At 65.6% G+C, this 12,469-nt stretch carries 14 protein-coding genes; 12 read left to right on the forward strand and 2 right to left on the reverse strand.

Annotated elements, in window-relative coordinates; translation table 11 throughout:
• Positions 1-107 precede the first annotated feature (107 nt).
• The 12 genes from B5X78_RS02755 (at position 108) to B5X78_RS02810 (ending at position 10,751) form a co-directional block, all read left to right on the forward strand.
• Complete coding sequence (locus tag B5X78_RS02755) at positions 108-1,274, forward strand: OprO/OprP family phosphate-selective porin (RefSeq protein WP_079722941.1); 1,167 nt, start codon at positions 108-110, stop codon at positions 1,272-1,274.
• A 228-nt stretch (positions 1,275-1,502) separates the two neighbouring features.
• The gene (gene pstS, locus B5X78_RS02760) at positions 1,503-2,522 is read left to right on the forward strand and encodes a phosphate ABC transporter substrate-binding protein PstS (RefSeq protein ID WP_176140761.1); all 1,020 of its coding nucleotides are present in this window, start codon (positions 1,503-1,505) and stop codon (positions 2,520-2,522) included.
• A 205-nt stretch (positions 2,523-2,727) separates the two neighbouring features.
• Complete coding sequence (gene pstS, locus B5X78_RS02765; RefSeq protein ID WP_079722943.1) at positions 2,728-3,825, forward strand: phosphate ABC transporter substrate-binding protein PstS; 1,098 nt, start codon at positions 2,728-2,730, stop codon at positions 3,823-3,825.
• A 95-nt stretch (positions 3,826-3,920) separates the two neighbouring features.
• On the forward strand, positions 3,921-4,898 hold the full coding sequence (pstC, locus tag B5X78_RS02770) for a phosphate ABC transporter permease subunit PstC (RefSeq protein ID WP_079722944.1): 978 nt from the start codon (positions 3,921-3,923) through the stop codon (positions 4,896-4,898).
• Position 4,899: 1 nt separating this feature from the next.
• Positions 4,900-5,751, forward strand: coding sequence for a phosphate ABC transporter permease PstA (gene pstA, locus B5X78_RS02775; RefSeq protein ID WP_079722945.1), 852 nt, complete (start codon positions 4,900-4,902; stop codon positions 5,749-5,751).
• Positions 5,744-6,562, forward strand: a complete 819-nt coding sequence (gene pstB, locus B5X78_RS02780; RefSeq protein WP_079722946.1) for a phosphate ABC transporter ATP-binding protein PstB — start codon at positions 5,744-5,746, stop codon at positions 6,560-6,562. Before pstA ends, pstB begins: the two co-directional genes overlap by 8 nt.
• A gap of 8 nt (positions 6,563-6,570) precedes the next feature.
• Positions 6,571-7,281 (forward strand): phosphate signaling complex protein PhoU, encoded by a 711-nt coding sequence (phoU, locus tag B5X78_RS02785; RefSeq protein ID WP_079722947.1) that lies wholly within the window; start codon positions 6,571-6,573, stop codon positions 7,279-7,281.
• Between the two features lie 117 nt (positions 7,282-7,398).
• Complete coding sequence (locus B5X78_RS02790) at positions 7,399-7,818, forward strand: CREC-EF hand family protein (RefSeq protein ID WP_079722948.1); 420 nt, start codon at positions 7,399-7,401, stop codon at positions 7,816-7,818.
• A gap of 56 nt (positions 7,819-7,874) precedes the next feature.
• Positions 7,875-8,726, forward strand: a complete 852-nt coding sequence (locus tag B5X78_RS02795) for an HvfB family MNIO-type RiPP peptide maturase (protein ID WP_079722949.1) — start codon at positions 7,875-7,877, stop codon at positions 8,724-8,726.
• Positions 8,719-9,471 (forward strand): HvfC family RiPP maturation protein, encoded by a 753-nt coding sequence (locus B5X78_RS02800; protein WP_079722950.1) that lies wholly within the window; start codon positions 8,719-8,721, stop codon positions 9,469-9,471. The genes B5X78_RS02795 and B5X78_RS02800 overlap by 8 nt, the downstream gene beginning before the upstream one ends.
• 13 nt (positions 9,472-9,484) lie before the next feature.
• Positions 9,485-10,114 (forward strand): ribonuclease T, encoded by a 630-nt coding sequence (rnt, locus tag B5X78_RS02805; RefSeq protein WP_079722951.1) that lies wholly within the window; start codon positions 9,485-9,487, stop codon positions 10,112-10,114.
• A 49-nt stretch (positions 10,115-10,163) separates the two neighbouring features.
• Entirely contained in the window at positions 10,164-10,751 is a 588-nt protein-coding gene (locus B5X78_RS02810) for a methyltransferase family protein (protein WP_244898545.1), read from the forward strand.
• A gap of 6 nt (positions 10,752-10,757) precedes the next feature.
• On the opposite strand, the gene rhtA is transcribed toward B5X78_RS02810, so the two are convergent.
• Positions 10,758-11,648, reverse strand: a complete 891-nt coding sequence (gene rhtA / locus B5X78_RS02815; RefSeq protein WP_425478686.1) for a threonine/homoserine exporter RhtA — start codon at positions 11,646-11,648, stop codon at positions 10,758-10,760.
• A 58-nt stretch (positions 11,649-11,706) separates the two neighbouring features.
• Positions 11,707-12,453 (reverse strand): 23S rRNA (guanosine(2251)-2'-O)-methyltransferase RlmB, encoded by a 747-nt coding sequence (gene rlmB / locus B5X78_RS02820; protein WP_079722952.1) that lies wholly within the window; start codon positions 12,451-12,453, stop codon positions 11,707-11,709.
• Positions 12,454-12,469 lie beyond the last annotated feature (16 nt).

Consider the following 12,469-nt stretch of genomic DNA (forward strand, 5'->3'; position numbering starts at 1 on the left):
GTCATCCCACTGTCACCGCAACGAAATAAGACAGCGCTGTAACAATAACGCAACTTTCACGCCTTAGCCTGCGCAGCGTCTTCCACACGCGCCCCAAGGGCTAAGCCATGAAACTCACCCGCTCCACCCTGACCCTCGCACTGCTCGCCGCCGCCGCAGCGCCCGCCGCACAGGCCGAGATCCCGATCGACGTGATCGCCGGTTCCGAAGTCTCGTTCGAAGGTCTGGTGCAGGCCGATTTCTACAAGTTCGACTCCGACACCATCGACTACGGCGCCGACTCGGCGACCGATCTGGACGGTGATGACTACCTGCAGGAACTGCGACGCGCCGAGCTGGTGCTGAAGGGCAAGGGCCCGGGCAACATCGAGTGGGTGCTGGGTTACGACGCCAAGGACGACAAGTTCCTCGACGCCAACATCAAGTACAAGATTGGCGGCAACGCCAACCACTTCCTGCAGATCGGCCAGTTCAAGCAGCCGGGTGCCACGCTGGAAGAGCTGTCCAGCACCAAGAACAACGACTTCATCAGCAAGTCCTCGATCACCAACTCGATCGGCACCCCGCGTCGCGTTGGCCTGCAGTACAACATCGGTGACGCCAACTGGGGCGTGACGGCCAGCTTCTTCGGTCGCGAACTGACCCGCAACCGCGAACACGGCGGCGGCTACTCGGCCCGCGGCTACTGGGCGCCGATCAACAGCGCCGGCAGCATCCTGCACCTGGGCATCAACTACACCGACAAGGACACCGACGGCGACGTGATCCGCCTGCGCGCGCGTCCGATGGCCGACATGGTGCCGACCCGCTTCGTCGACACCGGCAGCAGCGGCCTGCGCGCCGCCGACCGCAACAACGTGCTGGGCCTGGAAGCGATGTGGGTCAACGGCCCGTTCAAGCTGCAGGGCGAGTACATGACCACCGACGTCAAGCGCTACGGCAACTTCGAAGACTTCACCGGCGACGGCTACTACGTGTCGGGCTTGTGGAACATCACCGGCGAAACCTGGGGCTACAAGGCCGGCGTGCCGACCACCCCGCTGCCGGATGACCCGACCAAGGGCCTGTGGCAGCTCGGACTGCGCTACGACACCATCGACCTGACCGACGGCGCCGTGGTCGGCGGCGAGATGGACAGCATCACCGCCGGCGTGAACTGGTACTGGCGCTCCAACTTCAAGTTCATGCTGAACTACGTGGCGGTCAAGCAGGAAAAGGGCGCGTTGAACGACGACCCCAACATCCTCGAAGCGCGCATGCAGTTCTACTGGTAATTGTTGCAGCTTCGGACGAAGCAGAAAGGGCGCGGCGAAAGCCGCGCCCTTTTTTTATCGAGCACCTTGCTGGCCGACGCATGCCATCAGACTCCCTCCCCCGCAGGCGGGGGAAGGGTTCGAAGGCTGTCACACCGCTGTCATACAGGCGACACCGGGCTGTCACCTAAACGTCGTGAAATGCACGCCGACGGCAGCCATGCCGCTATATCCATCCAGGAGCCCTCCGTGTTCAACTCGTTCAAGTCCCGCGTCGTCGTGCTGGCCATCGCCACCGCGCTGTCGGCCAATGCGTTTGCCGCCGACGTCACCGGCGCCGGTGCCTCGTTCGTCTATCCTGTCATGACCAAGTGGTCGGCCGACTACGCCAAGGCCACCCAGAAGAAGGTCAACTACCAGTCCATCGGTTCGGGCGGCGGCATTGCCCAGATCAAGGCGGGCACGGTCGATTTCGGTTCCTCCGACGCGCCGATGAAGCCGGACGAACTGGCCAAGTTCAACCTCGCCCAGTTCCCCTCGGTGATTGGCGGCGTGGTGCCGGTCATCAACGTGCCGGGCGTGGCCTCGGGCGCGCTCAAGCTGGACGGCGAGCTGCTGGCCGACATCTTCCTGGGCAAGGTCAAGACCTGGAACGACCCGCGCATTGTCGCGCTCAATGGCGGCGTGCAGCTGCCGGCGCAGAAGATCACCGTCGTGCATCGTTCGGACGGTTCGGGCACCACCTTCAACTTCGTCAACTACCTGTCCAAGGTCAGCGGCGAGTGGAAGTCCTCGGTCGGTGAAGGCACCAGCGTGCAGTGGCCGACCGGCATCGGCGGCAAGGGCAACGAAGGCGTGGCCGCTTACGTCAAGCAGATCAAGGGCGGCATCGGCTATGTCGAGCTGTCCTACGCGCTGCAGAACAAGATGTCCTACTCGCGCCTGAAGAACGCCGATGGCAACTTCGTGCTGCCGAGCGACGAGACCTTCTCGGCCGCGGCCGCCAGCGCCGACTGGAAGAACGCCAAAGACTTCTACCTGGTGATGACCAACGCCCCGGGCGCGAATTCCTGGCCGATCACCGCCACCAACTTCATTCTGGTCAGCAAGGCCCCGAAGAATCCGACCAGCGCCAAGGCCGCCAAGGAATTCTTCAACTGGGTCTACGACAACGGCGACGCCCAGGCCAAGGCGCTGGACTACGTTCCGCTGCCGGACGCGCTGGTCCAGCAGATCGAGACCTACTGGACGCAGAACCTGAAGTACTGAGCACCACCTCCCCGATCCTGTCCGCGGCCTCCTCTCTCTCCCAGTCGCGGGCGGGATCAACCAAACGAAAAGGGGTCAGAGCCAGCTCTGACCCCTTTTTCATTGCAGGCGTGACCCGGGTCCCAAAGCCGATGTCATCACGCTGTAACAAAAACATCATTTCATAGCGGCCATGACCCGACACGCCCCCAAGACGGAATCCGCCATGACCCTTTCCCAGCCTGCGCGGATGGCCGCGCTCGCTATCGCCGCCACGCTGATGTTGGCGGCCTGCAAACCCTCCTCCGATGCTCCGGCCGCGGCCGGCAACACGCCTGCCGCGGCTCCGGCGGGCGCTGACGCGGCCAAGGTCGGCGCGGTCGTCACCGGCGCCGGCGCCTCGTTCATCTATCCGCTGATGGCACGCTGGTCCAGCGATTACAACCAGAGCACCGGCGCCAAGATCAATTACCAGTCGATCGGCTCGGGCGGCGGCATTGCCCAGATCAAGGCCGGTACGGTCGACTTTGGCTCGACCGACAAGCCGCTCTCGCCGGAGGAGCTGGCGCAGGCCGGCCTGGGCCAGTTCCCTTCGGTGATTGGCGGCGTGGTGCCGGTCATCAATCTGGAAGGCGTCGCCTCGGGCCAGCTCAAGCTGAGCGGCCCGCTGCTGGCCGACATCTTCCTGGGCAAGATCGCCAAGTGGAATGACCCGGCGATCGCCGCGCTCAATCCCGGCCTGGCCCTGCCCGACGCCAAGATCAACAGCGTGCACCGCTCCGATGGTTCGGGCACCACCTTCAACTTCGTCAACTACCTGTCCAAGGTCAGCCCGGAGTGGAAGCAGAAGATTGGCGAAGGTACTTCGGTCAGCTGGATCGGCGGCGTCGGCGGCAAGGGCAACGAAGGCGTGGCCGCGTACGTGCGCCAGCTGAAGAACTCGATTGGCTATGTCGAGCTGGCCTACGCCGAACAGAACAAGATGGCCTACGCCTCGCTGCAGAATGCGGCCGGCAAGTTCGTCACTCCCACGGCTGAAAGTTTCGCCGCCGCTGCTGCCAGCGCCGACTGGGCGGGCGCCAGGGATTTCAACCTGGTCATCACCAATGCGCCGGGCGAAGCGGCCTGGCCGATCACCGCGACCAACTTCATCCTGGTCTACAAGGCACCCAAGGATGCGGCGCGCGCAAAGAACACGCTGAACTTCTTCAAGTGGGCCTACGAACAGGGCAAGCCGCAGGCCGAACAACTGGACTACGTGGCGCTGCCGCCGGAACTGGTGCAGCAGGTCGAAGCCTACTGGGCCAGCGACATCAAGCTCTGAAGCCCGTACACGCAGTCGCGACACCGTAAGGCAACGCGCGGCGGGTCCACTCGCCGCGCCCTCCCCCGCACCGACGGCCCGGATCGCACGATCACATGAATACCGCCGCACTTACCCTTGCCGCTTCCGCCACGGATCTGCGCACCGCGCGCGATGCGCGGGCGGATCGTCTGTTCCGCTGGCTGCTCACCGCCGCCGGCCTGTTCGTACTCGCGTCGCTGGTCGGCGCCGCGCTTTCGATGTTGTGGGGTGGCCGCGAAGCCCTGCAGGAATTCGGACTGGGGTTTTTCACCAGCACCGAATGGAATGTGGGTGCGCGCAAGTTCGGCGCGCTGGTGCCGATCTACGGCACCCTGGTCAGCGCCAGCATCGCGATGATCATCGCGGTGCCGGTGAGCTTCGGCATCGCCTTGTTCCTGACCGAAGTGGCGCCGGTGTGGATGCGCGGACCGGTCGGCATGGCCATCGAGCTGCTGGCCGGCATTCCCTCGATCATCTACGGCATGTGGGGCCTGTTCGTGCTGGCGCCGCAGTTGAGCGAACACGTGTATCCCTGGCTGGATGAAAACCTCGGCCAGATTCCCGGCATCGGCGTGCTGTTCGCCGGCCCGCCGCTGGGTATCGGCATGCTCACCGCCGGACTGGTGCTGGCGATCATGGTCATTCCCTTCGTCTCTTCGGTGATGCGCGAAGTGTTCCTGACCGTGCCGGGCCGTTTGAAAGAGTCGGCCTACGCGCTCGGCTCCACCCGCTGGGAAGTGATGTGGGACATCGTGCTGCCGTACACCCGCTCGGCGGTGATTGGCGGCGTGTTCCTGGGCCTGGGCCGCGCCCTCGGCGAAACCATGGCGGTGACCTTCGTCATCGGCAACGCCTACGCGATCAGCGCGGCGCTGCTGGAACCGGGCACCTCGATTGCCGCCACGATTGCCAATGAATTCGCCGAAGCCACCGACCCGCTGCATCGCGGCTCGCTGTTGCTGCTGGGCTTCACCCTGTTCCTGCTGACCTTCATCGTGCTGGCCATCGCCCGCCTGATGCTGCGCCAGCTGGCCAAGCGCGAGGGCAACTGACATGTCCGCCTCTTTGTATACCTGGCGCAAGGTCAAGAACGTGGTCGCCCTGACCCTGTCGATTGCCGCCGCCATCTTCGGCCTGCTGTGGCTGGTGTGGATTCTCTGGACCACGGTGACCAAGGGTCTGGGCAGCCTCAATGCCGATCTGTTCACCATGATGACGCCGCCACCGAATGAACCCGGCGGCCTGCTCAACGCGATCTTCGGCAGCGTGGTGATCAGCCTGCTGGCCATCGTGCTGGGCACGCCCATCGGCATCGCCGCCGGCACCTACCTGGCCGAGTACGCCAACAAGCACTGGCTGGGCGAGACCATCCGCTTCGTCAACGACATCCTGTTGTCGGCGCCGTCCATCGTGCTGGGCCTTTTCATCTACACCGTGATGGTGGCGCAGATGGGCCACTGGTCGGCCTGGGCCGGCGCAGTCGCGCTGGCCTTCATCGCCCTGCCGGTCATCGTGCGCACCACCGACGAAATGCTGCGGCTGGTGCCGCAGCAGATGCGCGAAGCCGCGCTGTCTCTGGGCGTGCCGCAATGGAAGGTGACCACCCAGGTACTGCTGCGCTCGGCCCTGCCGGGCGTGGTGACCGGCGTGTTGCTGGCCTTGGCGCGCATCAGTGGCGAAACCGCGCCGCTGCTGTTCACCGCCTTCAACAACCAGTTCTGGAGCACCGACCTCAATCAACCGATGGCCAACCTGCCGATGGTCATCTACCAGTATGCGATGAGCCCATACGACTCCTGGAATTCGCTGGCCTGGGCCGGCGCCTTCCTGGTGACCATGATGGTGCTCCTGCTCAGTCTGCTGGCCCGCACCCTACTCCTGCGAAACAAGGTGACCCATGAATGACGTGGCCCGTATTTCGGTCGCGACCACGACCCGCGAACTCGACTCCAGCGCCCCCGCACGGGTCAAGCTGGCGGCGAAGAACCTGGATTTCTACTACGGCGATTTCCATGCCGTGAAGAACATCCACCTGGATATTCCCGAAAAGAAAGTCACCGCGCTGATCGGTCCTTCCGGTTGCGGCAAGTCGACCTTGCTGCGCATCTTCAACCGCATCTACTCGCTCTATCCCAAGCTGCGCGCAGAGGGCGAGGTGTTGCTTGACGGCCAGAACATCCTCGACCCCAAGTACCCGATGAACCGCCTGCGCAGCAAGATCGGCATGGTGTTCCAGAAGCCGGTGCCGTTCCCGATGACGATTTACGAAAACGTCGCCTACGGCATCCGCCATCACGAACGCATCGGCAAGGCCGACATGGACGTGCGCGTGGAGCAGGCCCTGCGCCAGGCGGCGCTGTGGGAGGAGGCCAAGGACAAGCTCAAGCAGAGCGCGCTGGGCCTGTCCGGCGGCCAGCAGCAGCGCCTGTGCATCGCCCGCGCCGTGGCCCTGCGCCCGGACGTGATCCTGCTCGACGAGCCGACCTCGGCGCTGGACCCCATCTCGACCAGCAAGATCGAACAGTTGATCGAGGAGTTGAAGCAGGAATACACCATCGCCATCGTCACCCACAACATGCAGCAGGCTGCGCGCGTGTCGGACTACACCGCCTTCATGTACCTGGGCGAGCTGATCGAGCACGACGCCACCGCCACCATCTTCTCGCGTCCGTCCAAGCAGCAGACCGAGGACTACATCACGGGTCGTTTCGGCTAAGGAATCCCATGAATACTCAACCGCACGAGCATATTGTGAAGAGCTACGACGAAGAGCAGCGCCGCCTGGTGACCGAAATCGTGCGCATGGGCGAAACCGCCGTGGCGCAGCTGGAAGCGGCGCTGGACGTGATCGAGCGCCGTGACGACCGCGCCGCCCAGCGCATCATTGCCAACGACGAGGCGATTGATGCGCTGGAGCAGCAGATCAGCCACGACGTGATGCACCTGGCCCTGCGTGGACCGATGGCGCGCGACCTGCGCGAGATCCTCGCCGGCCTGCGCATCCCGGCCGATCTGGAACGCATCGGCGACTACGCCGCCAACGTGGCCAAGCGCTCGATCGCCCTGAACGTCTCGCCGCCGATGCCGCAGATCACCGGCCTGCGCGCGCTCGGCAAGCTGGCCACGCAGCAGGTGCGCGACGTGCTGGTGGCTTACCAGAACAACGACGACGCGCGCGCCGTGCAGGTGCGGGATCGCGATGCCGAGCTGGACGCGCTGTATACCGCGCTGTTCCGTGAGCTGCTGACCTACATGATGGAAGATCCGCGCAACATCACGCCCTGCACGCATCTGCTGTTCATGGCCAAGAACCTGGAGCGGATCGGCGATCACGCCACCAACATCGCCGAGAACGTGTGGTTCCTGATCCACGGCGACCAGCCGCTGCCCGCGCGCGACAAGCGCGACGACACCAGCACCACCGGGGTCATCTGATCCCGCCGCGGGGTGCGACCAGCGGTCGCCCCCGCCGGCTTACATGGCGCTAACACGGGCCGACTACACTGACGCTCCCCCGCCCTGCGGTTCGCCGCATCCCACGGAGTATCAGCAATGTCGAAGTCCAACTCGAAGTCCACCACCCTGGCCGCCTGCACCGTGCTGGCCAGCGGCATCGTCCTGGCCGGCTCTGCGTTCGCGATGCAACCCCTGGCCCAGGGTTATCTGCTGGCCGCGCCGGAATCCGCCGCGGCACCCGCCAGTGATGGCAAGGGTGGCGAAGGCAAGTGCGGTCTGGCCAAGGCCGACACTGACAAGGACGGCAAGGTCTCCTCGGCCGAGTTCGCCACCGCCCATCCGGATGCACCGGCCGACAAGTTCGCCGGCATCGACACCAACAAGGACGGCTTCCTGGATGCTGCCGAGGTGAAAGCCCACAAGGGCGAAGGCAAATGCGGTGAAGGCAAGTGTGGCGAAGGCAAGTGCGGCGCCGACGGCGAAAAGAAGGCCGACGACAAGAAGACCACGCCCTGAGTCCGGGCAGGTGCGCGCTGCCGCACAGGCGGTAGCGCGCCCGGATTGGCCTGCCCATGTTGCGAACTCCTCCTGCCGGCAGCGCCGGCCTGGGACTGCGCCGCGCGCTGCTCGAGGAGCTGCGTGCGGCGCCTGCGCGTGCGTTCGACTTCCTCGAATGCGCGCCGGACAACTGGATCGGCGTGGGTGGCCGCTTCGGCGAAGCCCTGCAGGAACTGAGCGCCCGGCATACGCTCACCTGCCATGGCCTGTCGCTGTCACTGGGTGGCGTCGAGCCGCTGGACGACACCTTCCTGGCGCGTACCCGGCAGTTCCTGGATCGCCATCACGTCGGTCTGTACAGCGAACACCTGAGCTACTGCGCCGACGACGGTCATTTGTACGACCTGATGCCCATTCCCTTCACCGAGGAAGCGGTCCACCACGTGTCCGCCCGCATCCGCCAGGTGCAGGACAGCCTGGGCCGACGCATCGCGGTGGAAAACGTCTCCTACTATGCCGCGCCCTACCAGGCCATGGCCGAAGTGGATTTCATCAGCGCGGTCCTGGCCGAAGCCGATTGCGACCTGCTGCTGGACGTCAACAACATCTTCGTCAACGCGATCAACCACGGTTATCACGCCGGCGATTTCCTGGCGCGCATGCCGGGCGCGCGTATCGCCTCGTACCATATCGCCGGTCACTACGATGAAGCCGATGACCTGAAAATCGACACCCATGGCGCGCCGGTCAAGAACGCGGTCTGGGATCTGCTGGCGCAGGCCTATCGCGTGCACGGCGTACGTGCGACGCTGCTCGAGCGCGACTTCAACTTCCCCGCGGCCGATGTGCTGTACGCCGAGGTCGCGCGCATCCGTCAGCTCCAGGCCGAAGCGCTTGGCGACACGGGCCAGGCGGCGCATGGCTGAGGACCTGCGCGCGCAGCAATTCGCCTTCAGCCGGCATCTGCGTGATCCGGCCACGCATCCGGCGCCTGTCGGCATCGAGTCACGGCGCATGGCGGTTTATCGCGACCTGTTCTTCAACAACATCCATGGCTTGCTGTCCGGCAATTTCCCGGTGATGCGCAAGACCCTGGGTGAGGATGGCTGGTGTGATCTCGTGCGTGCCTTCTACGCCGAGCATCGCAGCCACACGCCGCTGTTCCCGGAGCTGGCGCGCGAGTTCATCCGCTATCTGCAGCAGCGCGAAGGAGAGGCGCGCGGCGATCCGCCGTGGCTGGCCGAACTGGCGCATTACGAGTGGGTGGAGCTGGCCTTGCAAATTGCCGACGACGCATTGCCGCAACACCACCCTGACGGCGATTTGATGACGGGCGTACCGATTGTGTCGCCGTTGGCCTGGGCGCTGGCCTACACCTGGCCGGTGCCGCAGATTGGTCCGGCGTACCAGCCTGACAGCGCACCCGCGGAACCGACCTTGCTGCTGGTCCGTCGCGATGCCGATTACGTCATCCACTTTGCCCGGCTGTCACCGCTGGTGTTCCGTTTGTGGGAACGGCTGGCGCCGGGTCAGGCCACCGGCCTTGCGGCCTTGCAGGCCCTGGCCGACGAGGCGGGCGTGCCGGCGGACGCCGCGTTTCTGGCGCAGGGCGCTGCGATGCTGGAGCGGATGCGCGAGGAGGGCAGCCTGCTCGGTACAGGCCCGCTCTGATAACCTGATCGGCATGAACGACGCTGCCGAAGCACCCGCCTCCACCCCCATGGCCCGCCGCTTTCGTGGCTATCTGCCCGTGGTGGTGGACGTGGAAACCGGTGGCTTTGACTGGAACCGCCACGCCCTGCTGGAACTGGCTGCCGTGCCGCTGGATCTGGACGAAAACGGCTTGCTGGTCCCCGGCGAAACCGCGAGCGTGCACCTGCATCCGGCGCCCGGCCTGGAAATTGATCCCAAGTCGCTGGAGATCACCGGCATCGTGCTGGATCACCCCTTCCGTTTTGCCAAGCACGAACGCGAGGCACTGGATCACGTGTTCGCGTCGGTACGCGCGGCAGTCAAGAAGCATGGCTGCCAGCGCGCGATTCTGGTGGGCCACAACGCCCATTTCGATCTCAACTTCCTCAATGCCGCGGTGACGCGGGTCGGCCACAAGCGCAATCCGTTTCATCCGTTCAGCGTCTTCGACACGGTGACGCTCGCCGGCGTGGCTTACGGGCAGACGGTCTTGGCGCGCGCCGTGCAGGCGGCGGGCTTCGACTGGAACGCGGACGACGCGCACTCGGCGGTGTACGACGCGGAACAGACCGCGCGCCTGTTCTGCAAGATTGCCAACGCCTGGCCCTCGCCGCTGGGCTGATTTTGCCGTATCGCCGGCGGACCTGCCGCCATCACCGGGAGCCGCTGTGTTGCCTTCGCCTGATCAGCTGCTGACCTGGCTGCACCATCTGGCCTGGCTGACATTTGCCGGCTACTGGCTGTGGCAATGGCGCAGCGTCAAGCAAGCCGCACGCACCGAGCCGGCCTGGCACCGCCTGCTGGCGTACTGGCTGCCGCTGCTGTTTGCCGCATCGCTGCTGGGTCCGGGCGACTGGTATATCGGCTGTCCGCTGCACGAGCGCATCCTGCCCAAGTCGTTGCTGCTCAGGGGCGTGGGCGTGGCGCTGACATTCGCCGGCGTGGCGCTGGCGATCCAGGCGCGGCGCATGCTGGGCCGCAACTGGAGCAGCGAAGTGCAGATCAAGCAGGACCACGAGTTGATCCAGCGCGGCCCCTATCGCTTCGTCCGCCATCCGATCTACACCGGCCTGCTGCTGGCGTTCTTCGGCACCGCGTTGAAGATGGGCGACTGGCGCGGCTGGCTGGCGCTGGCGGTGGTGTTCGCCTCGTTCTGGTACAAGTCGCGACAGGAAGAACGCTTCCTGCTGGCGCGCTTCGGCACGCCTTACGCGGACTACATGAAGAAGACCAAGGCGCTGGTGCCCGGCGTGCTGTAAGCGGGATCAGCCCTCCCCGCAGCCCGCCTCGGCCCGGGGTGCGCTGGCAGTGAGCGTGCTGCCCGCCGACGCCACGATGATCGCCGCAATCGCCAGCCATTGCCGCTGGCTGAGTTGCTCATGCAGGAACAGCAAACCCGAGAGCGCGCCGATGGCCGGCTCCAGGCTCATCAGCATGCCGAAGGTGCGCGCCGGTAAGCGGGTCAGCGCGACCATTTCCAGGCTGTAGGGCAATGCGGTGGAGAGCAGGGCCACGGCCAAAGCCAGCGGCAGCAGCGCAGGGGCGAACAAGGCCGCACCCACCTGCACCACGCCAATCGGCACCACCACCGCGGCGGCGATCACCGAGCCAAGCGCTACCGTCTGCGGTCCGTGATCCATGCCGGCGCGCTGGCCGTAGACGATGTACAAGGCCCAGCACACGCCCGCGCCCAGTGCGTAGGCCATGCCGCGCGGGTCCAGCGCGGTACCGTCCAGATGCGGCAGCAGCAGGCACAGGCCCAACACCGCCAACGCCACCCACAGCAGATCGATCCAGCGCCGCGATCCCAGCAGCGCGACCGCCAATGGGCCGGTGAACTCCAGCGCGATCGCCAGCCCCAGCGGCAGGGTCTCCAGCGACTTGTAGAACAGCAGGTTCATCAGGCCCAGCGACACGCCAAATACGATCAGCGGCCGCCATTGCGCCCGGCTCACGCGCATCCGCCATGGGCGGAAGAACAGCACCAGCATCAGCGTGGCCAGGATCAGCCGCAGCGCGGTCGCACCGGCGGCGCCCACGTGCGGGAACAGGCCCTTGGCAAACGCGGCGCCGACCTGGATCGATACCATCGACAGCAACACCATGCCGACCGGCATCAGCGGTACGCGCGAAGCATCGGCAGGCAGGCGATTCACGATGGCCCCTTGGGTCTCAGGCGATGGCGGGCGCAGACGCGCCCGGACGTGGCGAGGCTTACGCCTGGCGTTGGCGCACGGCTTCGAACAGGGTCACGCCGGCGGCGACCGACACGTTGAGGCTTTCGATATCGCCCGGCATCGGAATCTTGACCAGGCCATCGCAATGCTCGCGGGTCAGCCGGCGCAGGCCATCGGCTTCGCCGCCCAGCACCAGCGCCACGTTGCCGCGCAGGTCGGTGGCGTACAACGAGGCCTCGGCTTCGCCGGCCAGCCCGTAGATCCACACGCCCTGTTTCTGCAGATCGCGCAGGCAACGCGACAGGTTGGTCACCACCACCACGGGGATGCGATCGGCCGCGCCGGCCGAGGTCTTGCGCACAGTCGCATTGACCGTGGCCGACTTGTCCTTGGGAATGATCACCGCAGTGACCCCGGCGGCGGCGGCGCTGCGCAGACAGGCGCCCAGGTTGTGCGGATCCTGCACCCCATCCAGCACCAGCAACAGCGCGCGGCCCTCGGCCTTCTCGACCAGGCCCTCCAGTTCGCCCTCTTCCCAGGTGGGCGCGGCGGCGTAGCGCGCGGCAACGCCCTGATGGCGGACGTTGCCGCCCACGCCATCCAGCGCCTGCGCGGTGACCCGGCGCACCTCGATGCCCTTGCGCCGTGCGTTCTCTTCAATCTCGGTCAGGCGCGCGTTCTTGCTGCCGCCTTCGACCAGGACTTCGCGGACGTTGTCAGCATCGTTCTCGATGGACGAGGCGACGGCGTTGACGCCGACGATCCACTGGTTTTGTTTGCTCATGGGGGAAGTGGCGCAG

Origin of the sequence: Pseudoxanthomonas indica (genome assembly GCF_900167565.1) — a bacterium.
Taxonomy (GTDB): domain Bacteria; phylum Pseudomonadota; class Gammaproteobacteria; order Xanthomonadales; family Xanthomonadaceae; genus Pseudoxanthomonas_A; species Pseudoxanthomonas_A indica.